The 26,833-nt window shown below is 43.0% G+C and carries 26 protein-coding genes; 15 read left to right on the top strand and 11 right to left on the bottom strand.

Annotation, left to right across the window (positions count from 1 at the left end; translation table 11 throughout):
* Positions 1–273: 273 nt before the first annotated feature.
* The gene (locus tag ABD744_RS18370) at positions 274–2,301 is read right to left on the bottom strand and encodes an amidohydrolase (protein ID WP_344800032.1); all 2,028 of its coding nucleotides are present in this window, start codon (positions 2,299–2,301) and stop codon (positions 274–276) included.
* A 226-nt stretch (positions 2,302–2,527) separates the two neighbouring features.
* Entirely contained in the window at positions 2,528–3,496 is a 969-nt protein-coding gene (locus tag ABD744_RS18365; RefSeq protein WP_344800031.1) for a GGDEF domain-containing protein, read from the bottom strand.
* Between the two features lie 383 nt (positions 3,497–3,879).
* Here ABD744_RS18365 and ABD744_RS18360 point away from each other — a divergent pair, with 383 nt between their 5' ends.
* Entirely contained in the window at positions 3,880–5,103 is a 1,224-nt protein-coding gene (locus ABD744_RS18360) for a DUF445 domain-containing protein (RefSeq protein ID WP_344800030.1), read from the top strand.
* A gap of 225 nt (positions 5,104–5,328) precedes the next feature.
* On the opposite strand, the gene ABD744_RS18355 is transcribed toward ABD744_RS18360, so the two are convergent.
* Both ABD744_RS18355 and ABD744_RS18350 read right to left on the bottom strand, forming a co-directional pair.
* Positions 5,329–5,685 carry a hypothetical protein gene (locus ABD744_RS18355; protein ID WP_344800029.1) on the bottom strand — a complete coding sequence of 119 codons (357 nt, stop codon included), beginning with the start codon at positions 5,683–5,685 and terminating at the stop codon, positions 5,329–5,331.
* Positions 5,686–5,748: 63 nt separating this feature from the next.
* The gene (locus ABD744_RS18350; RefSeq protein ID WP_344800028.1) at positions 5,749–6,135 is read right to left on the bottom strand and encodes a hypothetical protein; all 387 of its coding nucleotides are present in this window, start codon (positions 6,133–6,135) and stop codon (positions 5,749–5,751) included.
* 1,559 nt (positions 6,136–7,694) lie between these two features.
* Between ABD744_RS18350 and bamI the strand changes: the two genes are divergently transcribed.
* The 8 genes from bamI (at position 7,695) to ABD744_RS18310 (ending at position 16,467) form a co-directional block, all read left to right on the top strand.
* Positions 7,695–8,399 carry a biofilm-associated metzincin protease inhibitor BamI gene (gene bamI, locus ABD744_RS18345; RefSeq protein WP_344800027.1) on the top strand — a complete coding sequence of 235 codons (705 nt, stop codon included), beginning with the start codon at positions 7,695–7,697 and terminating at the stop codon, positions 8,397–8,399.
* A 62-nt stretch (positions 8,400–8,461) separates the two neighbouring features.
* Positions 8,462–10,204 carry a biofilm-associated metzincin protease Mep72 gene (mep72, locus tag ABD744_RS18340; RefSeq protein ID WP_344800026.1) on the top strand — a complete coding sequence of 581 codons (1,743 nt, stop codon included), beginning with the start codon at positions 8,462–8,464 and terminating at the stop codon, positions 10,202–10,204.
* A gap of 259 nt (positions 10,205–10,463) precedes the next feature.
* Positions 10,464–11,291 carry a substrate-binding periplasmic protein gene (locus ABD744_RS18335; protein ID WP_344800025.1) on the top strand — a complete coding sequence of 276 codons (828 nt, stop codon included), beginning with the start codon at positions 10,464–10,466 and terminating at the stop codon, positions 11,289–11,291.
* Between the two features lie 234 nt (positions 11,292–11,525).
* Positions 11,526–11,774: a hypothetical protein gene (locus tag ABD744_RS18330; protein WP_344800024.1), complete on the top strand. Its 249-nt coding sequence runs from the start codon at positions 11,526–11,528 to the stop codon at positions 11,772–11,774.
* A 39-nt stretch (positions 11,775–11,813) separates the two neighbouring features.
* Positions 11,814–12,140, top strand: a complete 327-nt coding sequence (locus ABD744_RS18325; protein ID WP_344800023.1) for a hypothetical protein — start codon at positions 11,814–11,816, stop codon at positions 12,138–12,140.
* Between the two features lie 269 nt (positions 12,141–12,409).
* Complete coding sequence (locus tag ABD744_RS18320) at positions 12,410–12,976, top strand: (2Fe-2S)-binding protein (protein ID WP_344800022.1); 567 nt, start codon at positions 12,410–12,412, stop codon at positions 12,974–12,976.
* Positions 12,966–15,188 (top strand): xanthine dehydrogenase family protein molybdopterin-binding subunit, encoded by a 2,223-nt coding sequence (locus ABD744_RS18315; protein ID WP_344800021.1) that lies wholly within the window; start codon positions 12,966–12,968, stop codon positions 15,186–15,188. Before ABD744_RS18320 ends, ABD744_RS18315 begins: the two co-directional genes overlap by 11 nt.
* A gap of 178 nt (positions 15,189–15,366) precedes the next feature.
* A complete protein-coding gene (locus ABD744_RS18310) occupies positions 15,367–16,467 on the top strand; it encodes an XdhC family protein (protein ID WP_344800019.1) in 1,101 nt (366 codons plus the stop codon).
* A gap of 4 nt (positions 16,468–16,471) precedes the next feature.
* Here ABD744_RS18310 and ABD744_RS18305 read toward each other — a convergent pair whose 3' ends face one another.
* Complete coding sequence (locus ABD744_RS18305) at positions 16,472–16,993, bottom strand: hypothetical protein (protein WP_344800018.1); 522 nt, start codon at positions 16,991–16,993, stop codon at positions 16,472–16,474.
* Positions 16,994–17,145: 152 nt separating this feature from the next.
* Between ABD744_RS18305 and ABD744_RS18300 the strand changes: the two genes are divergently transcribed.
* Positions 17,146–17,643, top strand: coding sequence for a protein disulfide oxidoreductase (locus tag ABD744_RS18300; RefSeq protein WP_344800017.1), 498 nt, complete (start codon positions 17,146–17,148; stop codon positions 17,641–17,643).
* Between the two features lie 23 nt (positions 17,644–17,666).
* On the opposite strand, the gene ABD744_RS18295 is transcribed toward ABD744_RS18300, so the two are convergent.
* The 3 genes from ABD744_RS18295 to hspQ all read right to left on the bottom strand — a co-directional run bounded on the left by ABD744_RS18295 (position 17,667) and on the right by hspQ (position 19,195).
* A complete protein-coding gene (locus ABD744_RS18295; RefSeq protein WP_344800016.1) occupies positions 17,667–17,858 on the bottom strand; it encodes a CPXCG motif-containing cysteine-rich protein in 192 nt (63 codons plus the stop codon).
* Between the two features lie 88 nt (positions 17,859–17,946).
* Entirely contained in the window at positions 17,947–18,768 is an 822-nt protein-coding gene (locus ABD744_RS18290) for an alpha/beta fold hydrolase (protein WP_344800015.1), read from the bottom strand.
* A gap of 115 nt (positions 18,769–18,883) precedes the next feature.
* Positions 18,884–19,195, bottom strand: coding sequence for a heat shock protein HspQ (hspQ, locus tag ABD744_RS18285; RefSeq protein WP_344800014.1), 312 nt, complete (start codon positions 19,193–19,195; stop codon positions 18,884–18,886).
* Positions 19,196–19,637: 442 nt separating this feature from the next.
* Between hspQ and ABD744_RS18280 the strand changes: the two genes are divergently transcribed.
* Positions 19,638–20,033, top strand: a complete 396-nt coding sequence (locus ABD744_RS18280) for a phasin family protein (RefSeq protein ID WP_344800013.1) — start codon at positions 19,638–19,640, stop codon at positions 20,031–20,033.
* A gap of 122 nt (positions 20,034–20,155) precedes the next feature.
* Positions 20,156–21,928, top strand: coding sequence for a class I poly(R)-hydroxyalkanoic acid synthase (phaC, locus tag ABD744_RS18275; protein WP_344800012.1), 1,773 nt, complete (start codon positions 20,156–20,158; stop codon positions 21,926–21,928).
* A 66-nt stretch (positions 21,929–21,994) separates the two neighbouring features.
* Here phaC and ABD744_RS18270 read toward each other — a convergent pair whose 3' ends face one another.
* Complete coding sequence (locus tag ABD744_RS18270; RefSeq protein ID WP_344800011.1) at positions 21,995–22,396, bottom strand: MaoC family dehydratase; 402 nt, start codon at positions 22,394–22,396, stop codon at positions 21,995–21,997.
* 287 nt (positions 22,397–22,683) lie between these two features.
* Here ABD744_RS18270 and ABD744_RS18265 point away from each other — a divergent pair, with 287 nt between their 5' ends.
* Entirely contained in the window at positions 22,684–24,237 is a 1,554-nt protein-coding gene (locus ABD744_RS18265) for a methyl-accepting chemotaxis protein (protein ID WP_344800010.1), read from the top strand.
* Between the two features lie 129 nt (positions 24,238–24,366).
* Here ABD744_RS18265 and ABD744_RS18260 read toward each other — a convergent pair whose 3' ends face one another.
* Positions 24,367–25,173, bottom strand: coding sequence for a substrate-binding periplasmic protein (locus tag ABD744_RS18260; protein WP_344800009.1), 807 nt, complete (start codon positions 25,171–25,173; stop codon positions 24,367–24,369).
* Between the two features lie 105 nt (positions 25,174–25,278).
* Complete coding sequence (locus ABD744_RS18255) at positions 25,279–25,710, bottom strand: hypothetical protein (RefSeq protein ID WP_344800008.1); 432 nt, start codon at positions 25,708–25,710, stop codon at positions 25,279–25,281.
* 96 nt (positions 25,711–25,806) lie between these two features.
* Between ABD744_RS18255 and ABD744_RS18250 the strand changes: the two genes are divergently transcribed.
* Both ABD744_RS18250 and ABD744_RS18245 read left to right on the top strand, forming a co-directional pair.
* Positions 25,807–26,241: a MarR family winged helix-turn-helix transcriptional regulator gene (locus tag ABD744_RS18250; RefSeq protein WP_344800007.1), complete on the top strand. Its 435-nt coding sequence runs from the start codon at positions 25,807–25,809 to the stop codon at positions 26,239–26,241.
* Positions 26,242–26,386: 145 nt separating this feature from the next.
* Positions 26,387–26,821: a DUF1330 domain-containing protein gene (locus tag ABD744_RS18245; RefSeq protein ID WP_344800005.1), complete on the top strand. Its 435-nt coding sequence runs from the start codon at positions 26,387–26,389 to the stop codon at positions 26,819–26,821.
* The last annotated feature ends 12 nt before the right edge of the window (positions 26,822–26,833 follow it).

Raw genomic sequence — 26,833 nt, 5'->3', positions numbered from 1 at the left:
TGATGGACTGACTAAGTCGCTATTAAAGAAGATATATGGCCGCTGTATGGGAGTAGACACAGCGGCTGTAAAAGCATGAAAAGCTATTGCCTCTAATCTTCTAGCGTTAATAGACTTGAGTTAATCCAGTCTGCACTTGATGACCGCAATAACCATTGCGGTTTATCATCCGGGCTTTTTGCAGGAAGATAGATTCCTTTGCCGTGATACAAGCCATTGTATTCAGGACAGTTTGATATTTCGTATTTTACCGGATGCAAGTTGAACTCAGGGTTAAACAAGTTCGGCTTCATTTTCTTGTTTGGCTTGGTTATGTGTTTCTGTCTGCATGAAGTGGTAATAACAGGTCGCATTTTTCCAGGTAGAAATAACCTTTATATTTCTGAAGGTTTCATAGGGCTTATTTTCATCAAGTTTCATACTGAGAGGATTGTTTTCCAATATCACAAAATCAGCGTATTTGCCTACTTCCAGTGAACCAACCAAGTCTTCAACACAGCAATGCGCTGCTGCATCAATGGTGACCGATTTAAGTGCATCCAAGCGACTTATTTTCTCATTCTCATTGAGAACGCCAGCCTTTGGGTCTGCCTCCATGACTCTATGAACGGCTTGATCCATCATTCTTAACGGCCCCATAGGCGTGACAGCGTTATCGCTGTGTAGGCTGATTTTGATATTGCTGTTCAGGGCACTTCTGCACAGGTCCAACAGGTTTGCTCTGTCTTCTCCAAAAATGGTGTTTTTAAAGGAGTGTCCCCAATAGCCTACATGCCCGATTAAAAAGCTAGGCGAGATATTAAGTGTGGCCATTCGTTTGATTTTGTCTGCATTCAGCAGTGATGCGTGCTCAATTCGATTTCGTTTCGAATGGTTTGAGGCGTTCTCAAGTGCATTGAGAGTTATTTCTATCGCATCGTCACCGTTAGCATGAATCATCATTGGCCAGTCCGATAAGGATACTTGATCTACTAATTCATTCAGGTCTGTTGAGGTGGGTGAACAACAGTAGTTTGGAGTGCCACGTGTGGGTTGCATTGGGTAGCGCTCGTAATCGTCCCCACATAGGTAAGGTTTTGATTGGTATCCTGTTAAGCCCTGATTAGATCCATCCGACATGATTTTTATATAGGGTAAGCTGAAAAACGGGTATCGAGCGCCCTTAATATAGCTCTCACTTGCAGGCTGAGTTTTGATGCTGTCTATTGGCTTGTAGTTTCGATCTTTGACTTTGGTTTCAAAATCATTAAGGGATTCGACAACCAGAGCGCCTCCAATTCTTACTGGTGTCTCGTTGTTCTTAGCCAATTGATATAAGTAATTTGGCATATTGGCTAAGGCTGGAACTCCGTTTGAGCTTTCCTCTGCGGGTTCAACGCCTGCATCGAAAACTGAGGTTACCCCTCGTGAAGAGGCCACATCAAAATACGTTTTGATTTCGGTTTTAAAAGAATCTAAGGACGGTAAGGGGAGTACGGTAGAAAACGGAAGAATTTGAGTCATTTCAAAAATTTGTCCGTTGCAGTCTGGCTCTGACAATATGGCTTTTAATGCAGCTACGCCGGGGTCTGAGTCATCGGCTGTGTTTAAAAATATCTCAATGGCTTTTGAGTTTACATAGGCTATGTGCATCGAGGCATTAAGGATAAACACCGGGTGGCTGCTGAACTTGTCGTTAAATTTGTCAATGGATTCTTTATTGATGATTTTAACTTGCGGGTCGTCTTCACTGGCTGTGAATAGGGAAGGGTCTATCCCGGCCCCTAAGTACCATTGATTCGGGTTGTTATCGCAATAGAACCCTTTATCCAGAAGCACTTGGAATTGTTCATTTCTGGTATAGGTGTCTTTAAGTGTTTGACCTAGTACGTTTTGGTTATTGATTTTTTGGGGTTGAGTTATGAATCGGCTTAAGTCTGTCCAAGTGTTAAAAATGGCCGCCGGAACGATATGAAGGTGTGGCTCGATGAGTCCGGGTAATATGGTTTGGTGGTCAGTAAGCTTGATGGTTGTGTATTGACTGCACTGTGCGTCAAGTGCTTTTGTGACTTCTGCTTTATCTCCAGCGGCGAGAATCTTATTGTTAAATACAGCCAAGGCTTTTACATCAGTGTCTTCTCCGTTCTTTAAAGTTTGAATAGCTCCTTTACCGCAATTAAGAATTAACAGATTTTGACCTGTCGTTGTTATGTTTTGCTTAGGATGAAGTGCTTTGGCTGAAAGATTGAGTCTGGAGATCAGCGCTTTTGATAGAGGGCTGCAGCAAGAGCAATTAAGTCCGTGATGATGTTTGTGAGTCATGATTTATTCCCTGTCTGGTTTTATTGTGATTGCTCTCGTGTCTTTGAAATGACGCTCGATGCATTTTTTAATGTAGAAGATGAGAGGGAGATTTAAATTACGGAGGATTACATACAAAAATAAAAGATGGGGGGTATCCGGATAATTAAGAAAAAGCGGATATTTTTCAAAATTGTTTTTTTATGTGAAATATTAAAAAATTGGCTGGTTGTGATTGAGTTGATTATTAGTTTTTCACAATTTTGTTCCTCCCGTCTTCTTTCGCTTGATAAAGTGCCTGATCGCAACGCTTTAACCAGCTGGTTACCCAGTCGCCTTCTTGTACTTCTGACAGCCCGCCGCTAAAGGTGACGGATTTACCAATTTTGAAATCATGACTTTCCACCATGGTTCTCAGCTCTTCGGTAAGTTGGACGGCGATATCGAGCTTGGTTTGTGACAACAAAATGGCAAATTCTTCACCCCCGTAACGGAACACCTGATCGCTTGAACGAAGCCGATCCAATAGCAGATCAGACACCTTTTTTAAGACGTAGTCGCCAGTCTGGTGGCCGTGAATGTCGTTGATTTTTTTAAAGTGATCCAGGTCCAGCAATAACAGTGTTGCTGGTGTTTGGTATCGGTTGAACTCATTCAACGCTTTTTCAATTGACGTATTAAAGGTGTAGCGGTTTAAGGTGTTGGTCAGAGAATCATGGGTGGCGATTTGGTTAATTCTTTCGTGCAGACGTTCAATCAAGTAAGAAAACGAGAACGTGAAGAGTCCGACCAGCAAAATGGTGCCATAAATTCGGTAAAGCACGTAATCCGGGTAATGAGGGTAGGCCAGATAAAACACGGCTGAGATGAAGGCCAGTGCCCCCAGAGAAGCTTCTTTTAGTTCCATCACCAAAAAGAAACTGACGACCCCGACGTACGCCCAATAAATACCAAAGCTGGGTTGTAAATAGATGATGTTCAGGATAGTGATCGGAATAAAAAACAGGAAACCTCGGCCTTTCCACAGATAATGACGTTTATGAATCATTAAGTAGATCACCAGTATGAAGTATATTCCGCCCAGAAACGATATGGTGGCGGTGATCGTTTCTCCTCGGCTGTATTGCAAGGCACTGAAGAAGGAGGCCGCTGCGACGCCAAAAACGGAAAGGTATAAACGAAGCCTGAACTTAAACTGGGTGATTTCATCAAGCATAGGGTTATTAGGTGTTAGACCTGTTTTTTGTGAGGGTAGCAATCAGTATAGGTAGGAAATTTACCTTTGGGACCTTAAATGTCTATTTGGCTGGTCTCGTTATTCCTGGGCGCCGTAATTTCTTAGAGTTGCTTTAATTGCTCTCGAATCCAAACATGCAAGGGGTCTTGATCGGAGCGTTGGTGCCAAACGGCAATCACTTCAAAAAGTATGTATGGTGGCACAGATAAAGGTTATACCGATTACCCTGAATACTCAGAGTAGTCATTTAATAGGTTAGGGTTGTTTTGTTGGATTGTCTGTCAATTTTATGGCCAAATTGGGTAGAATGAAAGTTACTTGGTCAATTATCCATAATAAGAACAGGACGCCGACGAATTTAAATGGAATTACATGAGATTTGGTTAGACCTACAGAATAACCCCCACTATTTGCTGATGCCCTTAATTGCCGGCTTCGTAGGCTACATTACTAAGGTGCTGGCCTTGGAAATGATGTTTTTGCCTGTGGAGTTTAAGGGCATAAAACCGTATTTTGGTTGGCAGGGGGTTGTGCCCAGAAAAGCCGATAAAATGGCTGGTTCGGCCACTGATTTGTTATTAAGTCGGTTGCTTACTCTTGAAGAATTGATTGATCGTTTGGACATTCAACGAATGGTGAATGAAGTAGAGCAGCATCTCAAATTAATGACCGACAGAATGATTCGGGACGTTGGAGACAACTTTGTTCCGGAGTATTGGCACAGGCTTCCTAACTTTGCTCAGTACGCCGTGATCAAGCGCATTCAAAAAGAAATACCGGACATCGCAGAAGCGATCTGGCTTGATATTCGAAAAGACCCGAATCACTACATTGATATCAAACACCTGTTGGTGTCGAATCTGGTTAAAGACAAAGCGTTATTGAATAAAATCTTTCGTCAAATTGGGGCTAAGGAGTTTGTCTTTTTTCGCAATGCAGGGTTTTGGTTCGGACTTGTTTTAGGCGTTGTTCAGTTGGGGTGTTGGTTGGTGTGGCATCAACCTTGGTTAATGCCTTTATTCGGCGGAACGGTTGGCTTGTTCAGTGATTGGTTGGCCTTAACGCTGCTCTTTAGACCTTTAAATAAAATTAGAATCTTTGGTTTTGACGTGCAGGGGAAGTTCATTGCCCGGCAACAGGAAGTCGCAAAGGACTATGCGACTCTCATTGCCAAAGAGTTATTGACCCCTGCAAATATGATTGAAGAAGTAATGCGAGGCCCCAGTGCCGATCGCCTTGTGGATCTCATTCAAAAGCACGTTGAGGTCGCTTCGGAAGAACAACTGGGGCGAGCACGTCCTTTAGTGAAATACGCGTTGGGCTCAGAACGGTTTGAAGAGATCCGCAGTTATGTGGTGGAGAAGAGTATGGAAATGCTGCCCGAAACTTCAAGGCACGTAGAGGCGTATGCTATGGATGCTCTCGACATTAACAACACCATTATTGCTCGCATGGATCAACTTACGCCAAAGGAGTTTGAAGGGCTGTTGAGACCCGCCTTTAAGGAAGACGAAAAAACTTTGATTGTTGCTGGTGCCGCACTCGGCTTTTTGATCGGAGAGTTACAAGTGCAAGTGATGCTTTGATCTGATAGATCAGGTATTAACAAGATCAGGTGTAGAAATTAAGATCCGATCCAACATCTCTGAATTAGAAGGTTAGACATGTCCTTACATTCTTCTGTTAATGTGGGTGATTTAAGCAAATCTTTTATGGAGTGTTTTTTTCGACGGCTAATACGCCAAAGCGGTCATTATGATTGAGTGACGAATGCTTCCGCTTTGGTTGTCAGAGCAGACATGTTGAGCGCTTCATTCAACAGATTTTCTGCTGCAATGACTTGTTAACTTTTTCTGATTAATAAAACCATCAAGTACCGGTTTTAATAGGTCGTCAATTTGAGAATCATCAAGCTCAGAATTGCCGTCAATCCACCATCCACCAATACAGGTAACGCTTCCGAGATTAGTTTCAAATCCATTTCGGAATACTGCCATTAATTGTGCTTTACCGCTGATTCCTCGATTCTCAATCAAGTACTTCAGAATTGTAGAGGGTAGACATCCATCTATAGCCATTCGACCAACTTCAGTCAATATCGCTTCATAGTCCTCTATTGAATCTGTAATTTCGCCCATAATTAAGTTAGCGTCGCCAACAAAGGCCAAACGACAGCGAGGTCCAGCCCTCGCGCTTTTTGCGTGGGCGATTTTGATTGGCCTTGGTATGAGTTACTTGTATTCCCACTCTAACCCTACAATATTGAATGTGGTGTATTTTATTTCTTCGCCTTTCCTGTTGAGGATTTTAAACCCCATATCACTTATTTTATTTAGAATATTACGCGCTTCGTCAGAATATTTTTCTTCCAATTCTTCGTTACCACTTTCAGATGACTCTTCTTCAAGTTTTTTAAGCGATGATACTTTTTCAAACAGCTCTGAATAGTCTGAAAAATTCTCAGAAGGCTGCAAGTTTCCATATAACCAAGGAAAGTCGAAGCCCTTGTAAAGCACCTTTGCTACCTCTTTTCCATCTGGACCTAAAAGGTTAAAAGAAGGGTTTGAGCGTTCCCGTGCTTTCTCTTTTAGTTTCTTCTTTTCTTCTCGAGTTGGCATGATTAAATTTACTCATAACAGAGTAATGAACGGACCCTGCCGGTCCGTCCATTACTTTATCTACTTTTCCAGAATTTGTCTCAGCTCAACTGTACCAAGGCTTTTAAGAAATTTCTAAGGAATTCCTCACTGTTCAAAGCAGAATTTTTCATAGAAAGTGTCACTAAATCCAAGCTCATATCTAAGGCAAGAAACCGAAGGGGTTAATGTGCGGGCAACAATGTCCGCTTTTGATGATATACAAGATGCCAGTAGAAGCCAGGCACATAGTCAGCAACGGGGCAGAAGCGGAAGTTCTGAGATGGCAGTAGAAACGACCTCCAGGAATATGGGAGGTCTGATTGCGTCAAAACTCAGCAAACTAACCTGTCAGATAAGATCCAGGTTTTTACAGATCAGGTGATGGCCATAACCGGAACCCCCTTTCGGCCGATTAAACTGGCTCATGCCCCTTCCTTGTAGAATGATACGCTATTTGCTTGAGCCGGATGTCGTAATATTAGTGTTCGTTAAACTCGTCTGCCCCAATATCCACGCCATTACCTATGGGTCTGTTCTCTCCGTCTATGTCTTTTGTGACTTCCGAGAGTAATTGTCCTTGGTCATCGCCCTCGGTTTTTTTGAGACGCTAAATGCAGGTTTCCAGAGTCAACATCCACGAACCAGTGTTTTTCTGTATTGGTTAAGTAGTATTGAACCGTTGCCGTGCCATCATTTCGAGACTGGATTCTTTTATTCGTTAAATTGTTGAAAATTACATTGTCGGTTGATGGGGAAAATCGATATTCAATGGCATTGCTGTATTGGTGATCCAAAAAAATTGTATTGTTGTATACCTTCACATGGCTGGCGCTCTCAAGACCAATTCCGACATCATTATTCAGCCCAAAATTATTGCTATAAATTACATTGTTTCGAACGATTCCTCCTGAATACCCTCGGCTCCCTAGACCTAGGCCGATGCCCCGGTCACAGTTAATAACCGTGTTTCGTTCAATAATGGCATTTTCAGCATCGCTTCAGAAATGAATCGCGTGTTCTGCAATCTTTGTAGGTCGGGTGAACAGTTTCATTTCCATAACAAAACTCTCAAAGTTGTATAGATAGAGCCCTGACAGACAACTGACGCTATCGTTAATGAATGAGTGGATAATTGTTTTTCAGACTAGAAGCAAAAAAAATACAAATTGTGCGGTAGTTGGCAATGTCGGATGTTTTTATTATTTATTAAGAAACTGTGATGTAAACGACTTTTATTATAAGCCTGAGTCACAAAATACTTAACCAGGTACATCTTAAATAACCCTCCCTAACAAAACTATCGTCTTACTTAATTCAAACAGTTTCTTTTAGTATTGTATCTTAATGTCTGAAATTAGCCTGAATTTAGGATTTATTCTTTAACTTAAATTATTTTCTTGATGGCATTTGAGACTTATTTCACGCTAGTTTTGAAGGTGGGTGCTCAAATTTAATAAATTAGTAATTTTTTCTGAAAAATAATAATATCGTAACTTATATTGTCGTCTTACAGATTTTCTATTTTAAAAGGAGTTGAAATGAATAAGCCTTTGCTGGTGTTCTTCGGTTTTTTAATATCAATAGTCAGTATTATCTTGCTAATACAAAAAGAAGAGGGGGATGCTCCGTCAGTGGATGCTCAACAAGCGGAGAATAGAAAAACTGAGCAATCATTAAACCCGTCTTCATTGCCCGAATTATCAAAGGCTGAACCCCAATCGACCGTGAACAGAAACACGTCTTCGGCTCCTGTATCTGGGCCTATCCCAGAACCTATAGCCGCTGTGAAAGATAGGCCATCCTCTATCACTCTGTGGAGCCAAATTGAAGATGCCCTTGATATTGAAATAAACGGCGTTGCTGCAAAAGCACTTACAACCAGCCCAGAGGTCGTCGACTCCATTCATCTCGGTCAAAAAATAGAGATACCGATTCCACAGTTAAATAAGTCACTTCTTACTGAAATTAAGTCTACTCACAATCAATTAAACAGAGTAGAAATTTTCAAGGGCCCAATCCTTAATGGTCTTGATAAAGATAACGTTATTATTACTCGTGGAAAAACCAGTACTTATGTTGTTGTTTCTACCTCTGAAGGTATTTTTTCGGCTGTTATTGATAATGCTACTGGTAAAACCTCTATGACAGATGAAGCCGATATTAATAAGAATAGTTCCAATAAAGATGATTCCGTCACTGTTACAGGAATTGAAATGCATCCGCCAAATCAACCTGTAAATTAAAGGAAGTTAACTGTAATACATTCAATCAATATTAATTTTCTCGTTAAAAAGGACTTTCCAATATGAAAAAATTTAGTCGAGCAACGTTAGCTGCCGTGACGTTAATGTCTGGTTCGGTGGTGAATGCCACTGAAGTCATTGATGTGCTGGTGCTGTATGTGGATGAAGCCACGCAAACCAGCAATGGCCAGGATATAGATGCACGTGTAGCTGCATACATTGAGTTTAGTAATCAGGCGTACCAGAACAGCGAAGTGGATATGAAGCTTCGTTTGGTGGGTATTGAGAGAATAGAAGATAACTATACCTACGTTAATGGCGAAAATTTGGACGCATTAAGAACCAATAGAAATGTTGCGAAATTACGTCAGCAGTATGGTGCAGATCTGGTTTCACTTATAAACCTGCGTCAACCGATGCAAGGGGGTTATGTGTGCGGTATTGGTTACGTTCCGCAAGGAAACGAACAGACAGAAACTCTCTACAGTAATTCATCCAGTGTCGGTTTCAGCCTTGTTGGTGTGGACTGCGGATACAACACGTTTACTCATGAGTTAGGGCATAACATGAGTCTGGGGCACTCCTACGAACAAAATTCTGAAGGTGGTATTTTCTCATGGGCCAGAGGACACGGTGAATACGGTGTATTCAGTACCATCATGGCTTATCCTCAGGCTTTTGGTACAAACAACCAATTACAACAACTTTCCAACCCTGATCATAATAAATGTGAAAACAGGGCCTGTGGCGTAGACGCGTCTCTCTCCAGAGGAGCAGACGCCGTTGGCAACCTTGAGATAACTGCTTCACAGGTGGCCGCTTTTGTTCCTGCTGTTGATACAGGAGGCGGGGATAACGGAGGTGATCTTCCTGTTTGTAATAAGCCAGAACTCGAAGGTAACCTGATCATTAACGGTGATTTCACTTCGCTGGAAAATTGGCAAAGTTTTTTCAATGATGCCAACTTAAGCCTCGTGGAAACCGTAGCAGACTGTGGTAAAGATCTTTTACTTTCCGTTAATGGCCGACAAGAATTTTATGGCGGTCCGTTTCAGGATTTAACGAATGTCATTGAATCAGGTTACGAGTATCAAGTTAAAGCAAAACTGGGTATTGAAGCGGGAGCAAGCCGTGATAATGTGCGCATGGCGTTACAAATCAAGGACAGCTCCGGAACACACTATCAATACTTACCTTCAATGTCAGTAACCGACAATGGTCTGTCTCAATACGATGAGATCTTTAAGCCCGATATCATTGGTGACCTTCAGAGTATTGGGTTGTTAATTTACGGCCCACAATCCGGTACGGATTTCCTAGTGGATGAAGTGATACTTTCCCAGACCGGAGTGAAAGAGGCACCAACTTTGTTGGTAGATGAAGGTTTTGAAAACGGAACCACAGGGTGGGGAGCTTACTTCACAACGAATTTGGCACTTTCACGATCTGCAAAAGAGGGCAATTACAGCCTGGTATCGACTGTACGAGAGAATTGGTATTCAGGCCCTGGCTATAATGTTCATGGTCTTTTAGAGCAAGGAAAAACCTATCAGGTGTCTGTTGATGTGTATTTAGAGAGTGATCAGCGATCAAGAGACTCTGCTCAGATCTGGCTTTATTATGTGGATAATACCGGAGGTCATTGGACGCGTTTAGCTCAAAAAAATGTGTCTATGTCTCAATGGAACTCTCTTGAAACCGAATTCACGGTCAGCGGAGAAGGAACCATTACTCAAATGCGTTTGCATGTATTTGGCCCCCAACCGTCCACGGACGTGTACATTGATAACCTAAGCGTTAAGTAGTTAATGCCTTTAGTTTTATAAATATTCTCCCCTGAGGTTCTGCACTGGTCAGAACCTCAGGGGGCTTCCTGTGAATCAATTCATCCGCTCCAGTCTCACTGCCTTAGCCACTTCTAGCCCAGAAACTCCGAAAAATTGTCTACAACGTATTAATCTTGCTTATTTTCGTATTCAACTTTCGTGACATCCCCTGAAATTAGGACTAGAGTTCAGAGAGTTATTAAGCTCAAAATACTAATAAGTTTTTATAAATGGCTTAATGGTGCTAAAAAACGGAATAGCATTGTATATGGAGATACTTGGTCTATTGAGTTTCAAGCGAGTGTATTCGAATCCACCTGAATCAGAGTTTAACCAAGTTAGACGGCTCATTTCTTTCGTTCTTCTGTGTTTTTCGCTGCAGGCCAATGCTGAGCACTTTAATGCGGCTTCAGACATTTGGTCGCCGTTTATCATGGCAACTGAAGAATCGTATTCTGGTATTGGAGTCGATATATTAAACGAAGTCGTTAAACGAACGGGCGATACGGTTTCTATTCAGCTGGCACCGAACAAGAGAGCAATGAAAATGTTCGAGGTGGGGGAGGCTGATTTTATGATTCTGGACTCGCCGCTTTGGAACGACCCTGAGATGTCTGATCAAATGGTTTTCTCGGATGATGTGATGTCTATCCAAGAGTATATTTATTTTTTGAAATCCAGTTTCATAGAGGTAAAAACACCCTCGGACCTGAACGGGCAAACGGTCAATATTTTGCGTGGCTATTATTATCCCTTGTTTGAAGAGGCGTTTTCAAATGGCTCGATCGTGAAAAACGAAGTGGGCAGTGAACCGAGCTTAATAGAAACCTTGGTCAGGGGGCGGGTTGCTGCTATTTTCATGGACTCCATTGCGTTTCAATACACTACCTCCAAATTCAAGTATGAAACAAACCAATTCCAAAGAGGCCTTCAGCTCAGTAATACAAAGCTAGGAATTAAAATACGCGCCGATAAAGCGTATGTTTTACCTCGCTTCAACCAAGCCATTAAAGCAATGAAGCAAGACGGAACGATTGACCGGATCATCCAAAAATATACTGAGTAAGAGGGTCGTGATTACCTTCAATAAAACGAGTAAGGCGCAGGGAAAAGCGAAACCGGGGTTGTTTCTGAAAAAGGTGTCATAAAAGCACCGAATTTGATCTGATTCTTACTAAAGCTCTGATGTATCAATCTCCTGATCAGGTTGAGCATCCCTCTGGCCATACCGCACCCCTGATGTCATCATTATGTTTATGATTAAATAGTATTGATTTTGTCATTATCAAGGAGATAAAAATTGGGAATTCTAGACAAAGCAAAAGAGCTTGGAGACAAGGTTAACGAGTCTGTTACGGCGTTCAGCAGTGATGAGGTGATTGCGAATACCGTCATTAAAGCGGTAGAGAAGCAAGAAAAAGTAAATGCAATTCTTAAACAGAAGGGTTGTAACTACCGAGTTGCGGATATTGATCTGGGCATGGGCATCCCGCCTTCTGTTACTTTTGGTGTGCGCAGGGTGAATGAGTCCGAAGGTTCTTCTGAATAGTCAGACCCATAGATGTTTTCACGGAATGGAGAAATGGATATGAAATGGATGATCTTAACCGCATTAATCGCACCTGCTCTGGCGGTCGCTGGAGAAAGACCACCTGAACTATGGTCTTGGTTTAAAGATCTTAATAAGTCCAAGGAGGCCTGTGAGATTCAAAGCTCGTATGTTCTTAAGTCACTTTCTTTAGAGAATCAAAAAGAGACTGAACATGGTATCTATGGCAATGTAAAATCGAATCGAGTCGTGGTTAAGTGTTTGTCGATATCGCCTAATAAAAGCAAGTTAATGGTTGCAGTAGCTGGAAATAACCGGGATTCTGTTGAAATTATCCGTAACAAAATTGTTCACTCAATCGATTAGTAGGCTGGCTAAACGCATAGTTTAGCCGGTGTTACAGCTTGCTAGGTCACTCAACTCGCCGTTAAATGACACACGTCTTTCATGCTTTTTTCGGATGTTTGCACGATTCTCCAAATTTGTTGCATGTTTCTGCTTAATTTCGGCCCGCCCATTTCGTATTAATCGTTTCTTATCTAGTCTTTGTTCTTATTCTTATAAAACAATAATTGCGACTCAAACAGAAGTCGTTCGTGATTAATAATTCAAACGTCACTTTAGGGACATGCTTGATGAAACTCTCTCTTAATATTAACGGTAATCAGCAAGAAGTGGATGTTGATCCGAATACGCCTTTATTGTGGGTAATTCGAGATCACCTGCAACTGACAGGGACGAAATTTGGTTGTGGAATGGCGTTGTGTGGTGCCTGTACTGTTCATATGAACGGCAATCCGATTCGTTCATGCGTAACACCTGTTAGCAGTGTTCAGGGTCAAAGCATTACTACCATCGAAGGTGTTACTGAGTCTGATCTTTCAAAAGAAGCCAATGCAGTGGTTGACGCCTGGGAAGACATTGCCGTGGTTCAGTGTGGCTATTGTCAGTCTGGCCAAATTATGTCTGCCACTGCGCTGTTAAAACAAAACCCGAATCCCTCTGATCAAGACATCAACAACTTTATGTCCGGCAATATTTGCCGTTGTGCGACCTATAAACGCATCAAAGACGGGATCAAACAGGCCGCTCAAACAATGCAAATAGCACAAAGCGAATCGGATCTTTTCTACAACGCATCTGAAGAAAACGTCGCTCATGCAACAACGGATTCAGAGGGAGTAAATCATAATGCTGCATAAATTCTCTAGCTCGAACGTTTCCAAAGTAAGGTCTTCTGAATCAGGTATAAGCAGACGTAGTTTTTTAATTACCAGTGCTCAATCCAGTGCCGGTTTGGTGTTGGGTATGGCATTGCCTTTGTCCCAGGCTCAGGCCAAAACAGAAAGTGCTGTTGCGACGACAAAAACCTTTACTCCCAATGCATTTGTCTCGGTTGATTCGTCGAATAAAGTCATCATTACCATCAAACACCTGGAAATGGGGCAGGGCACTTTTACGGGCTTAGCCACATTGGTGGCAGAGGAGTTGGACGCTGATTGGTCTCAGGTGGAATGCCGGGGTGCGGAAGCAAACACGGAGCACTTTGCTAATACCATGTGGGGTAAGTTTCAGGGGACGGGAGGCAGTACTGCGATTGCCAACTCTTATTCGCAAATGCGTAATGCAGGGGCAACCGCACGAGCTATGTTAGTGAGTGCTGCGGCCACACTTTGGCGCGTACCTGTATCTGAAATCAGCGTTGAACAAGGTGAAGTGCTTCATAAATCATCCGGGAAACGTGTTTCGTTTGGTACTTTGGCAGAACTTGCTGCGTTGCAGAAAGTCCCTTCGTCTGTAAATTTGAAAGATCCGGCCAATTTCAAATTGATCGGCCGAAAAGTACCTCGTAAAGATGTAGGCAAAACTTCGGGTAAGGCCATCTTTACTCAGGACATCCAACGGCCAGATCAGTTGACGGCAATGGTCGCGCATCCTCCGAAATTTGGCGCGACCCTTAAATCGTTCGATGCCTCCCAAGCAAAGAAAGTACCGGGTGTTGAAGCTGTGGTCGCTATTCCCAACGGGGTCGCGGTGTTAGCGAAAGATTATTGGGCCGCGAAAACAGCCCGTGAGCAGTTGAGCATTCAGTGGGATGAGTCTAAGGCATTTCAGCAAAGCTCAGACGACATTATGAAAGAGTACAAAGCCTTGGCAGAAAAGCCGGGATTATTGGCGGCAGAAAGTGGCGATGTTGATAAGGGATTCACTGAGGCGGCTCAAATCATTGAAGCGGAGTACGAGTTTCCGTATTTGGCGCATGCGACTATGGAACCAATGAATTGTGTGGTTCAAATTAAGGCCGGAGCGAATGGTACAAGTGGCGCGGAGCTTTGGTATGGCGCTCAGATTCATACTGGTGATCAGATGGCGGTGGCCGGTGTGCTGGGCATCAAGCCGGATCAGGTGAAGATAAACACGTTATTTGCGGGGGGCAGTTTTGGCCGTCGGGGTAATTCACACTCTGACTATGTGGTGGAAGCGGTGCAGGTTGCAAAGGCCCATGGTAAAGGCGTTCCGGTGAAGCTGGTTTGGTCCCGTGAGGACGATACTCAAGCGGGTTACTATCGTCCTATGTACTTCCATAAACTTAAAGCAGGCCTGGATAAATCGGGCAACTTAGTTGCCTGGCAGCATCGCATTGTAGGGCAGTCCATTGTCAAAGGCACAGGCTTTGAAGGCATGATTCAGAACGGCATTGATCATACCTCGGTCGAAGGTGCATCGAATCTGCCTTATGGGATTCCAAACAAACGTGTTGAATTGCATACCACAGAAAATCAGGTGCCGATTCTTTGGTGGCGCAGTGTGGGCTCAACTCATACAGCACATGCAACCGAGTCTTTTTTGGATGAAGTGGCTAAAGCTGCCAATAAAGACCCGCTTGAGTTGAGAATGGCCTTATTGAAAGATCACCCAAGGCATAGTGGTGTGCTTGAATTGGCTGCCAAGCAAGCCAATTGGGCTGCAAAACGAGCAGCGGGCAAATCAGTGGGTGTGGCAGTGCATAAGTCTTTTGGCACTTATGTGGCACAAGTGGTGGAAGTTGCAAAAACAGGTGAGGGCTATAAAGTAGAGCATGTCACCTGTGCAGTTGATTGCGGCGTAACAGTGAATCCGGATGTGATTAAGGCGCAGATGGAAGGGGGCATTGGCTATGGCCTTTCGCCTGCGTTGTTGAGTGAAGTGACTTTTAAACAAGGTAAGGTGGTTCAAAGCAACTTCCATGATTATCAGGTTATTCGAATGAAGGATATGCCTGCCATTGATGTGCATATTGTTCCTTCTACGGAGCCACCAACAGGCGTTGGTGAACCTGGTACACCTGTGATTGCCCCTGCGTTAGCGAATGCGTTGGTGACTGCAGGGGCTGAACGTGAATACCGTTTGCCATTGAAAACGCCATTGGTTTAACTGTTTGCCTGAAAGCGCTCATGATGCATGAGCGCTGTGATAGGGCGCTTGTAATCAGTGTTTGTAATCCAGTGTTAGTATTCAGAGCCATCAATCGATGCTTTGAAAGCATGTTGGATGTGCATTTGTTGGATGCGCATTTGTTAAAAGTATGGGTTGAGTTGAGAGAGTCAGGTTTGTGGAACAGCTAAATACGGCGGAGATCAAGCAAGATAACCACCAGTCAGGTGAAGAGGGGAATTACCCGCTATCTGACTTGAGGGCTTTTGTGGATGATGTTCGTGCTCACCTAATTCAATGGCGTAAATCAGGGAAAAACCTGGCGTTGTTGACGTTAGTGAATGTGGAAGGTTCTTCACCAAGGCCAATCGGCAGTCAAATGCTGGTCAGCCAAACGGGTGAGTCGGTTGGATTACTCTCCGGTGGCTGTGTTGAGTCTGCGTTGGTGAGTGAAGCGCAGGCTTGCATCGAGCGAGACCAGTGGCGGATGATTCGTTATGGAAAAGCGTCCGATTATTTTGACATTCAGCTGCCTTGTGGCTCGGGCATTGATGTGTTGATTGTTCCTATTCTGCATGAACCGCATGTTGCTCATACCTGGTTGGTTGAGTTGGAGCATGCACTTGAACGACGTGTTCCGGTGCAACTTGAAATGGATGTCATTCAGCAAGTTTGCAGAGTGCACGCATTAGCTTCTTCAGAAGGGCAGCGTGAGTACCGTAAAAGCCTGCAACTTACTCGCTTTGAGGCCGAGAAAACTCTGACCTCTTTTCAACGAAGCTATAACCCGAAACATCGGGTCGTAGTGGTTGGCCAAGGCGCGGTGTTTGATTATTTTCTCAAAATGGCCGAATCCTTTGATACGGAACTGGTGGCGTACAGTAATCAGTTTTATCAATCATTGGAAAAAGACATTTACTCGGGGAATCAATGTTTTAAACCTTTGAAGTCGGCAAAGAGTTTTGATCACGATTTGTTGGATGCATACAGCTCATTGGTGATTTTAAGTCATGACCATCAATGGGATGTGCCTGTTTTAACTCAGGCACTGAGTTCAGACGTATCTTACATTTCAGCATTGGGCAGCCAGGCCACTCATCAACAGCGTTTGACATTATTGACGGAAGCGGGCGTTTCGGTTGAAAACAGAGCCAGGGTTAAAGGCCCGGCGGGATTAAATATAGGGGGGCAAACGCCACCTGAAATTGCTTTGTCTATTTGGGCTGAATTGATTTCGAAAAAAACAGGCCCAGAAAAAAACAACTTAGATAAAACTTAAAGTGCTATGCGCTTAGTATTTTCGAAGCGTGATGAATGTTGATTTCATGGGCCGCTACTTTCTTGCCATACTCTTTGCTGAATTTTAAAACAGCATCCAGAAAATACACTACAAAGTCATCGATATTTACGACCACTCGTTGGTTGCCAATGTCATTGGCTGTGGCTTCCATGACGGCCTTAATAAAGATATTTTGAGTTGATTCATTGATGAACTGAATGTTTCTGGCTTTATTGCATTGGCCAATGAGAGATTCTGGGGCTCGTAAGGTCTTGCATCGATCCAACCATAAGTCATCCGGGGTAAACTCAAATGCAGCGGTGTCGGATAAATAATCTTCAGCCCAGATTTTAAAGGTTTCGCGGTCTGCTTCGGTTTGGATTTTATCCGAATGGATTAGCCCCAAGGTGTCGATGGAGGTATATACCACGATCAGCAGCTGTTCAAACAGGTTCTTAGAGTATAGTAACATCACTGCGTCCACGACGTTGGCACAATAGGCTTCCAAGCATTGATTTTGGCTCATAGATTTCCTCAGGTTTTGATTCTGAGCTTTAATTCAATCCAATCATTATGCACCTTAGTACAATTTGGTTTGTTAGGTAGAACTCTTATCGAAATTCTTTGTCTACTGCCTGTTACTGAATTTTACTTTTTGCAAAGGGACTAACATTGCTCATGGCTCAGCGTATATTCAAAGTACTCAGGCAAGTGGCCATGTATTTGGTGTTACTCATGGTGATCAGTGCGTCAGTGGACTGGTGGCGAGCGAAAGACATTCCTAAAATTGACTTACCTGACTTAGTCGGCACGACGATTCAGGGTGAAAGCGTAAATCTCAAGGTAATGAGTAAAGACCAACCTGTGATGCTGTACTTCTGGGGATCATGGTGCGGTGTTTGTAATTTTGTAAGTCCCTCGGTGGATACCATTTCAGAATATTTTCCGGTTATGACTGTGGCTCTGAGTTCCGGCTCAAAGCTGGCGGTGACACAATATTTGAAGGATAACGATTACCATTTTCCGGTATTAAATGACCCCGATTATAAAGTAGGCTCTGAATGGGCGGTTCAGGTCACGCCGAGTATCGTGGTTGTAAAAAACGGGCAGGTTGAACACATCGCAACGGGTTTCGTTAGCTTATTTGGAATGTGGTGGCGCATGTATTTTGCGTAACGATAAACGAGTTGCTTACTGTGTTACTCGTTTTCGTGGAATACCGACACTTTCAGCTCTTCATTCTCAGTAATCTGTACTTCAAAGCGAATGGGTCGGCAGCAAACCTGACAGTCTTCGATGTATTCCTGCTCTGACTCTGAACAGTCGATAAACACAGTATTGGTTTCTCCGCAGTAGGGGCATTGAATATTGGTTTGTTCTTCTCCGTTCATACTGAAACTCTCGTCGTTAAGTTCACTGCATATTGAATGATTTTCCGTCAGACTCTCAGTTGGAGCGTCTGACGTTCCTTATAAAAGATTAGTCCAGAAACTCACGAATTTTAAATCCGGTGGTAAAAGGCCGAGTTTTTGGTAAGAAATGGCCGGCCAACGGAACAATGTCAAGCTCAGCGCCTGCAATGGCATTTACTATAGCTTGGGTGTGATCGAAGCGGATAATTTCATTCTGGCCAACCATCACTAATGTTTCTGCATTAATGCGCTGCAACGGCTCTAAACAAAACTCCGGGTCAGTTGGTAAATAGCACTCGGTATTCCAGAGGGTGTACAGCTTATCTCTGAATACAGGCCAGTGTGCTGGCTCGGGGTTTACAGTTCGGTATTTCAAGCCAAAGGTTGAATCTGCAAAGGTTTTAAACAAGACTTCGCTGCCCAGAACCGTTGAGAATGCTGGTATATAAGTATCACCTCCAAAAGCGGCACCTATTAATATGAGTTTATTGACGCGCTGAGGTTGGTAAGCTGCAATCTGAGCTGCGATGACCGCGCCATCGCTCCAGCCTGCAAAATGCGCATTATCGATATTCAATTGATTCAATAAGTCGAGAGTGTCTTGTGCCATTTGCTCATAGGTGATGGGCGTACTGCCATCTGTGGAGCGACCATGGCCTCGACTATCAATTTCAATGACTTGGTAGGTCTTCGCTAAAATGTGAGTCTCGATGGTCCACATATCAGAGTCAACATAACCTCCGTGTAAAAGTACCAATGGGGTGCCTTCTCCGTGCACTTCATAAAACATTTGTATGCCGTTGATGCTGGCGTACTCGGCTCTTGCGACAGTGGTTAGGGTCATCAAAAAAGCCAAAGAAAGAAGCTGAAATAGCGTATTTATTCTCATAGTAAACGTCCTGTTTTATGTTTGATTTTTATTGTTGTCAGGCGGTTAACTATAACAATCCTCGTGAAAAAGTCTGTGATTTGGGCGGTGAATCAGTGAAGCACTCGCGATACCTTTAATGATGATTCTTACGAACACCGTAACGAACACCGTCGTAATTTTTAAAATAAAAACCCAGCATCGGATGGTCAATTTGACCGGTATCCTCGCTTTGTTTGAGGTTTTGCTCTGCTACGTAAGTCATGTGTCCTGCTTTATCGACCATAACATGATACCAGGGTTTATCTTTGGGGGGCTTTGATTTTGCCATGTCTTCATACCACTGTTCTGTGTGCATGAATCGGTTATCCACCCCGAAAATGACGCCTCGATAGTTAAACTTGTTATGAACAATGATTTGTCCAACGTAAAACTTGGCTTCGCTCATCAGGGTTGCCTTCGGTGATGGCTGAAAAAGAGAATATGTATAACAGTATAGGAACTTATGGGCTTTTGGTGATTGAATTTAAAATAGGAAGGGTGTTTTCGTAGAACTTTTAGGTCGTCAGAACAGATAGAAATCCGCCACGAGAGTTGGAATAATTATCTGAATTCAGGCTCAAGGAGTCATACTTTTAGATCTTGATGAATGGTTCCATATCTATTTTAATGTCGCAGCCAGGTTGTTAAAAAGTGACGTGAAATAGTCCCTGTGTATGAAAAAAATAATTCTAAACGAGCTTTTATGTTTAGGTCATTTTTTTGATCTTGATCAACCTTTTGCGGGTTATTTGGTATACAGTAAAATTGATCATTAAACAGTCACATAGTCAGTGTAGGAAGTACTGGTGTGACTTCAAAATAATAACATCCATCATGGAGGACGAATTATGACTTCACAATTTTTTAAAGATTTTGGTGATAAAACCCAAGAAAGCCTGGCTCCTTTGGTTAAGTTCAATGAATTGCTGAGTGCGTCTATGCAAGATATGTTTAAAGCACAAATGGCTGCGACGAAACGTTATTCTGAAATGACCATGGAGCAAGTCAAGGCCGCGACGGAGATTCGAGATGTTGAGTCACTTCAATCATTCTTTCAAAAACAATTAGGCGCTTATGAAGCGTTCAATGAACAATTCATGGCTGACCTGAAAGCAATGTCTGATGCAGGTATTAAATTTAAGTCTGACGTTGAGTCCATCATTAATCCTGTTCAGGGAGGCGATGAACAAGACGAGAAATCAACCACAAAAGCTAAAGCAAAGACGGGGAAAACGGCGTCCTAACCGTTGGTCTGACTTCACTTTAAACACGTCATTCAGATGCAGGTACTCGTTGGCTGATTAGGCCATGGGGGCTTGCACCTGACGTTTTGTTCTTTTTCTATATCCGCTGAGAGATGAGAGTGATGGCTCCGTTTGAAAATCCGTATTGGAAGATGTCTGTGAAAGCGTTTGAGGAGACTCAAAAACTGTTTTCGACGTTTGCTGCAAAAATGAATACCGATCAAGGCAGTATGCAGGCTGTGGCCGCTGACGCCAGTGAAGCCTACACCAAGTATCTGAATGAATGTGCAAAGCATCCTTGGTTGACGACAAAGCAGTCCGCCCGGGTTGGTGTGGATTATTTCAAAGTGATGAAACAGTCGTTGCTTCAATTAGTGGGTCGTGAGTCGGCTGCTGTGATTGATCCTGAAAGGGGGGATTTGCGATTTGAACACCCGGATTGGTCGGAAAATGCCTGGTTTAACTTTGTAAAGCAGATGTACTTGGTCACCGGCCATGCATGGCTGGACAGTATACAGAATATTCCGGGGCTGGATGATACTGCGCGTTACAGAGCAGAGTTTTTTGTTCGGCAGTTTGTGAATGCCATGTCTCCGTCTAATTATTTGCTGACGAACCCTGAGCTTTTGAAATTGACCGTTAAATCAAGAGGAAAAAATCTTTACCGGGGAATGGAGCGATTTGTTCAGGACATGGAAAAAAGTGCTGATGCGCTTAAAATTTCGATGACGGACGATAGCGCGTTTGAGTTAGGCAAAAACATTGCTACCACGCCTGGCAAAGTGGTTTATCGGGGTGAATTATTTGAGTTGATTCAATACTCACCGTTGACGGAAAAGGTTGCTGAACGCCCGCTGTTGATAGTGCCTCCGTTTGTGAATAAATACTATATTCTGGATTTATCGGCTAAAAACTCTTTTGTTCGCTGGGCGGTGGAGCAGGGCAATACCGTGTTTATGGTGTCCTGGGTCAACCCGGATGAACGGCACCGGAACATTGGCTTTGATCGCTACATTACCGATGGCGTGTTGAAAGCACTCGAACTTGTGGAAGAGCAAACCGGGATACGAGAGGTCAATACGGTAGGCTATTGCATTGGCGGCAGCTTATTAATGGCATCTTTGGCTTATATGGCCGGAAGAAAAATGAAAGCCCGTGTCAAGAGCGCCACGTTATTTACAACTTTGACGGACTTCTCGGACCCTGGCGACATCGGGGTGTTTATTGATGATCAAACCGTGAAAGCCATTGAAGATCAGAATAATCACAGGGGTTACTTTGATGGTCGGGTCATGGCGGTGTCTTTCAGTATTTTGAGAGAAAATTCACTGTACTGGAATTATTTCATTCAAAACTACCTGAAGGGTGAATCGCCGATTGCGTTTGATTTGCTGTACTGGAACTCAGACAGCACCAACATCAGCGCAGCTTGCCATAATGATATGTTGCGTAAGTTTTACATAGAAAATCAATTAATTAAGCCGGGCGCTTATTCGGTAAATGGCACTAAGATTGATTTGGCCAAAATACAGATACCCTTGTATTTTATTTCCACTCAGCAAGATCATATTGCCAAGTGGAAGGTGACTTACGAAGGTGCCAAAGCATGTAAAAACAACGCAACTTTTGTGCTGGGTGAGTCTGGCCATATCGCGGGCATTGTGAACCCGCCTGCAAAGAAAAAGTACTCTTATTGGCTGAACGATACGATTGAAGACAGCGCAGACGCATGGTTAGATAATGCAAAGCAACATTCGGGCAGCTGGTGGTCGCATTGGAATGATTGGTTAGAAGAAAATAAAGGCGATGCCGTCAGTGCCCGAGATCCGGGAGCTGGTTCACTTGCTGTGGAATGTGATGCGCCAGGGGAGTATGTAAAAAGAACCTTGTCTTAATCTGGTGTATTTCATGAGAAAAGCCGCAATCGTTAAATCCATTGCGGCTTTTTAGTATCAGCTAATTCAGCCCTTGTATAAAACCACAGCTTGGCCGGTAATCACTATTTCGTCTTCATCGTTGATGGCTGTGGTAGAGAGCGTGATGATGGGTTTATCTTTCCGCACTTCAATGATTTCCACCGTAGCTGTAATGTCCTGGTCGAGGTACACCGGTTTTTTAAACTGAATGTCCTGGCCAAGGTAGATAGTCCCTTCACCCGGAAGGTGCTTGCCCAGTAATCCTGAAAATAAGCCCGCAACCAACATACCATGAACAATTCTTTGGCCAAACATGGATTTTCTGGCGTAATCGGGGTCCAGATGAACCGGATTGAAGTCCAACGAGAGCTCTGAGTAGTGGCCTACATCATGCTCTGTAAACTTGCGGGTGATTTGTGCTTTTTGACCTACTTGTAGTTGTGTCATACCTAAATTCCTTGGCTGTTTAAATTGAATTTTTCTTTTTGTTTTCAGCTTTAAATATACGGTTTCAAGGCAAAGCGATAATGATTTAGGTCATTTGTTGAACAATTTTCGAATGGAAGGTCAAGTTTCAGGCCAAGTTCAGTGTTGGTACAGGCTTTTTAAACGAATAGTAGTTCGATTTTCTTTCAATAAACCTGTTTTTTATAAAATCTGTCTATACTCAATGGATATTATGAAAAATGCAGAAGCATGAAGTGTATTTTTAATATGGCAGTGAAGAGAGCAGTATGAAAATCAAACATAAGCTATTTGGTTTAACCGGGTTGTCCATCATTTCTTTGATTGTGGTGGTCGCCATTACAGAAATTTTGAATCTCAAATTACTGGATTTGGAAAAAACTTACATAGACGTCAAAAGCCTCGAACTTTCCCTGTTAAATCTGAACCGAGTAGAAATGGAATTCTTGGTTTCTAAAGATAAGTCGAAACTCAGCGAGTTTTCTAAAGAATACAAGTCGTTTCAGGACTTGTCCTTGTTATTGAACGAGGAGCTTGAAGTGCTGGGAATAGACATTCCTGAACTGGCCAAGTTAAAAGGTGAGATCACTCTGTTTCGCAAAGACTTTGAATTATTAGTCAATAATTATGGCCGTGATCCTGCGCGAGATACTGAATTGAAAAAAGAGATGCGGCACTTGTTTACAGCCATTCAGGGGCTGTTTTTGAAAACAGAACATGTGCTGGAGGAAGAAATTAGCCATGGAATAGATTTGGTGGAGTCTCGGATCATTTCGTCAATTTCTATTGTGATAGTGGTATTAATGGCGCTTTCTTACTGGATTGTCAGAGACATACAGATTCGTATTGGCGGGCTTAGCGATGTTATGGCAAGTGTTGCAGAAACAAGAAATTTATCCCTTACGGCGAACGCAAAGGGGAGTGATGAGCTGGCGTTGGTTGCAAGGAGTTTTAATGCATTATTGAGCAGCATCCGGGATTTGGTAGGTAACGTTCAGGGAACGGTGAGTGAATTGAGTGAAGCATCGAGAGAACTGCAACAAAACAGCAGCTCAACTGAAGATGCGTTAACCAAACAGAAAATAGAAACCGATTCCGTCGCAACGGCCATCACTGAAATGGGGGAAACGATTAAAGATGTGGCAGCGACGTCTGAAATGGCGGCTGAGAATACACAGTCAGGTTATCATATGGCTGAAACCGGGTTGACGGATATTTCTTCCACAAAAGAGACGATTTCATATTTATCCAATGATTTAGATGCTGCTAATCAAGAAGTAATCAGTTTGTCTTCCTTGTCTGAAAAGATCAGCTCCGTTTTAAAAGTGATTAAAGACATTGCAGAGCAAACCAACTTGTTGGCGCTCAATGCTGCAATTGAGGCGGCCAGGGCGGGTGAACAAGGGCGTGGTTTTGCTGTAGTGGCTGATGAAGTGAGGACGTTGGCTGGCAGAACTCAAAGCTCCACAGAGGAGATTTCTGCCATTATTTCGTCCGTGCAGAATCAGACACAACGAGTGGTCAGCAACATCAGTTCATGTAAGCAAAAAGGGAATGAAAGTGTTGAGAAGTCCGAACTTGCTCTTACCAGAATTCAGTCAATCATGAGTAATATGCAGCAGATTTTGGATAACAGCACACAAATTGCCGCAGCAGTGGAAGAGCAAAGTGTGGTGTCGGAAGAGATCGCGCGCAATGTGAATGCTATCAGAGCCGTTACCACAGAAAATTCAGACTCCGTAGCAAATAACTCCTTGTCAGCGTCCCGTGTGGCACAGCAGGCTAAAGACCTGAACCTTGCAATATCTCAATTCACTATTTGATATTTGACTGGTTTATTGAACGCTTAAACACGCGTTCAATAAACTGGGGGGAATCATCAGGATGGAGGGTTTGGATAGCGAGTAAACCAGACTGAGTTATTACCTGCAAAGCGCGTTCAAAGTGCCGGTTCAGAAAGAACTTTCTGATTGATGCTTCCATAAAGAGAGTGCGCGTTCCAGATACAATTCCATACGTCCTTCTTCGGTGAGCTTGATTAATAAATTTCGAATCGCATCCTTTAACGCACTGGTATTGCATGGCGACTTTCTTGAAATGGTCAGAAAAAGTGCCTGGCTGGTAACTTTATTTGGCAGGGCCACAATCCCTTGGATGTCCAGTTGCTTGATGTACGCTAAACCGGGGTTTTCTTCATAAATCAGGTAGTCTATTCGTTTTAAACTGAGCATACCGATCCCTTGGCTTAAGCTGCCGACTTCATCAATGGTGAGAAACTTTTTAGCGTATTCATCAAATTCCTGGCCAAAACTGTTATCGACCACTGTAATGCCTTGGTGGGGCATAAGGTCTTCCCATATTTTAAAGTTGATGGGCTTGCTTTCGTTAACCCATACCGCAGTATTCGTTCCGAGAAATTTGGGGTAAATGTAATCCATATATTCGGTTCTTGGCTTGGTAAAGAAAGCGCCACTGACCATATCCAGCTCGCCATGGGCGGTTTTGGCCTGAACTCGCCCCCAGGGGCCGTGATATTTTAGCTCAATAGGAATTTCCAGCGCTGTAGATAGATCGTCTATCAAGAACGAAATGGCACCGGTTAATTGGGACTTATTGTCCGCATTGCGCCATAAATAAGGGGGATATTCAGCATTACCACTGGCTTTAATCACGGTACAGGCAGGCGCCAGCTGGTTGGCCGATAGATTAAAAGAGAAGGCGAAAATTAAGGAGATGAAAACAAACGTTACAGGTTTCATAGTGAACTCTTCGTGCCCAATTTTTATAAATATAGTTCAATAATGATCTCTGGTGTAATTAGCACCGATCCGGGTGGAAAGCCATTTACTATTAACCAGTGTTGATTATTTATGCGCGAGCTTACGGCCTTTGTTTGCGTTCATTATCATTAACGAAGCATTGATAAACCCTGCAGTCAATTCAAGAACTTGTACTGTGTAAAAGGCCAGATTGAACTGCCCAAGAGATGCCCAGTAGTGCAGCACTAAAGCCGAAGGAATGAGTATCAGTAGCCCGTTTGCTGCAATGATTTTCATCCGTTTTTGTTTTTCCTGAATCAGTCTTCCTTTACGGTGTTTTGCTAGTGAGGCCCCCGTTGCTCCTGTAATCGCCATAGCAGGAATTAAAATAAACAGGCCAGGAAAAACAATGATGCTTTTAATCCAGGCGACCTGGTCTAAAGTGCCGAAGAGCTCTACTAACAAAGTGATACTGAAAAAGGAAATTACACATAAAGTTGCAAGAATGGCTGCTGAAACGTGTATTTTAGCTTTCATTTCTATCTCCTGAGATTTATTATTTATGACAATATGTTGTCATTTTATATTTTGACAGTATGTTGTCAAACTGTATTTTGTTCAATTGGAGAAAGCATGACGAAAGGTGAGAAATTTACAGAATTGGTGTTAGAAATTTTTAAAGTGAATGGGATGCTCAACATAGAAGGGGATCAATTGACTTCGTCTTTTGGACTGACCAGCGCCCGATGGAAGGTATTAGGCGCAATTGGTTTGGAGCAAAGACCACTTACTGTGTCAGACATTGCCCGATTAATGGGCCAAAGCCGGCAAGGGACTCAGCGGCTGGTTGACGCTATGGTGAAAGATGGAGTTTTAGCGATGTTAGATAACCCTAATCACAAGCGAGCAAAGCTCATTCAACTGACCATAGAAGGTCAAAAAATTTATGAGGAACTGGATGAAACTCAACGGCCATGGGCAGCAGATTGCGCAGAACATCTATCCAATGAGCAGCTAGAAACCGCATTAACAGTTCTTAAATCGTTAGCCAAGAAGTTTGAAAGTTAAAACGTTGTTTTGAATATTTTCTGGGCTGAACTTATTCATCCTGTTTTTTACAAATACGCTAGCCTGAGCTTCAAAAACTTAATCTTAGGCTCCGTAGTGGCGTGTCGTCACTGGGTTTAATTTTTCGAATTAGTAGGGAACATGGATGGAATACTCGATTGATGAGTTGGTTAAAGTGTATGGTGAAGGTTCAAACTGTCCCAGCCGAGATCAATGGAAGAATTTATTAGAGGGTGATTTAAGTCAGCCGCTGACTGTTGTTAATTTTTTTAAGCTTCGCAAAAATGCTGATACAGCAATTATTGATGATGCGATTTCCGGTGAGGAAGCATTCAGCAAGTATGCAGAAGTGAGCGTACCAACGGTTGATAAAGTTGGAGGTCACTTTGCTCTAAGAGGCGTCGTGGAAAATGACTTTATGGGTGACAAGTTGCTGGACTGGGATTTGATTGCTGTAGGCCAATACCCAGAACGAAAAAATTTCATTGAGTTGTTGATGGATAAAGAATATCAGGCATGTGTTAAATACCGCCAAGCTGCAGTTGAAGCTCAGCACGTTTATTTTGTAAATGCGATGTAGTTTTGGATTGCT

The sequence above is a fragment of the Litoribacillus peritrichatus genome, assembly GCF_039537985.1.
GTDB classification, from domain to species: Bacteria; Pseudomonadota; Gammaproteobacteria; order Pseudomonadales; family Litoribrevibacteraceae; genus Litoribacillus; species Litoribacillus peritrichatus.
This window is presented reverse-complemented; position numbering and strand designations above follow the sequence as displayed.

What these genes read in the sequence shown, in the direction of transcription:
- ABD744_RS18370 (WP_344800032.1), bottom strand. Translation starts at nt 2,301, where the DNA reads ATGACTCACAAACATCATCACGGACTTAATTGCTCTTGCTGCAGCCCT.
- ABD744_RS18365 (WP_344800031.1), bottom strand. Translation starts at nt 3,496, where the DNA reads ATGCTTGATGAAATCACCCAGTTTAAGTTCAGGCTTCGTTTATACCTT.
- ABD744_RS18360 (WP_344800030.1), top strand. Translation starts at nt 3,880, where the DNA reads ATGGAATTACATGAGATTTGGTTAGACCTACAGAATAACCCCCACTAT.
- ABD744_RS18350 (WP_344800028.1), bottom strand. Translation starts at nt 6,135, where the DNA reads ATGCCAACTCGAGAAGAAAAGAAGAAACTAAAAGAGAAAGCACGGGAA.
- bamI (WP_344800027.1), top strand. Translation starts at nt 7,695, where the DNA reads ATGAATAAGCCTTTGCTGGTGTTCTTCGGTTTTTTAATATCAATAGTC.
- mep72 (WP_344800026.1), top strand. Translation starts at nt 8,462, where the DNA reads ATGAAAAAATTTAGTCGAGCAACGTTAGCTGCCGTGACGTTAATGTCT.
- ABD744_RS18335 (WP_344800025.1), top strand. Translation starts at nt 10,464, where the DNA reads ATGGTGCTAAAAAACGGAATAGCATTGTATATGGAGATACTTGGTCTA.
- ABD744_RS18325 (WP_344800023.1), top strand. Translation starts at nt 11,814, where the DNA reads ATGAAATGGATGATCTTAACCGCATTAATCGCACCTGCTCTGGCGGTC.
- ABD744_RS18320 (WP_344800022.1), top strand. Translation starts at nt 12,410, where the DNA reads ATGAAACTCTCTCTTAATATTAACGGTAATCAGCAAGAAGTGGATGTT.
- ABD744_RS18315 (WP_344800021.1), top strand. Translation starts at nt 12,966, where the DNA reads ATGCTGCATAAATTCTCTAGCTCGAACGTTTCCAAAGTAAGGTCTTCT.
- ABD744_RS18305 (WP_344800018.1), bottom strand. Translation starts at nt 16,993, where the DNA reads ATGAGCCAAAATCAATGCTTGGAAGCCTATTGTGCCAACGTCGTGGAC.
- ABD744_RS18300 (WP_344800017.1), top strand. Translation starts at nt 17,146, where the DNA reads ATGGCTCAGCGTATATTCAAAGTACTCAGGCAAGTGGCCATGTATTTG.
- ABD744_RS18295 (WP_344800016.1), bottom strand. Translation starts at nt 17,858, where the DNA reads ATGAACGGAGAAGAACAAACCAATATTCAATGCCCCTACTGCGGAGAA.
- ABD744_RS18290 (WP_344800015.1), bottom strand. Translation starts at nt 18,768, where the DNA reads ATGAGAATAAATACGCTATTTCAGCTTCTTTCTTTGGCTTTTTTGATG.
- hspQ (WP_344800014.1), bottom strand. Translation starts at nt 19,195, where the DNA reads ATGAGCGAAGCCAAGTTTTACGTTGGACAAATCATTGTTCATAACAAG.
- ABD744_RS18280 (WP_344800013.1), top strand. Translation starts at nt 19,638, where the DNA reads ATGACTTCACAATTTTTTAAAGATTTTGGTGATAAAACCCAAGAAAGC.
- phaC (WP_344800012.1), top strand. Translation starts at nt 20,156, where the DNA reads ATGGCTCCGTTTGAAAATCCGTATTGGAAGATGTCTGTGAAAGCGTTT.
- ABD744_RS18270 (WP_344800011.1), bottom strand. Translation starts at nt 22,396, where the DNA reads ATGACACAACTACAAGTAGGTCAAAAAGCACAAATCACCCGCAAGTTT.
- ABD744_RS18265 (WP_344800010.1), top strand. Translation starts at nt 22,684, where the DNA reads ATGAAAATCAAACATAAGCTATTTGGTTTAACCGGGTTGTCCATCATT.
- ABD744_RS18260 (WP_344800009.1), bottom strand. Translation starts at nt 25,173, where the DNA reads ATGAAACCTGTAACGTTTGTTTTCATCTCCTTAATTTTCGCCTTCTCT.
- ABD744_RS18255 (WP_344800008.1), bottom strand. Translation starts at nt 25,710, where the DNA reads ATGAAAGCTAAAATACACGTTTCAGCAGCCATTCTTGCAACTTTATGT.
- ABD744_RS18250 (WP_344800007.1), top strand. Translation starts at nt 25,807, where the DNA reads ATGACGAAAGGTGAGAAATTTACAGAATTGGTGTTAGAAATTTTTAAA.
- ABD744_RS18245 (WP_344800005.1), top strand. Translation starts at nt 26,387, where the DNA reads ATGGAATACTCGATTGATGAGTTGGTTAAAGTGTATGGTGAAGGTTCA.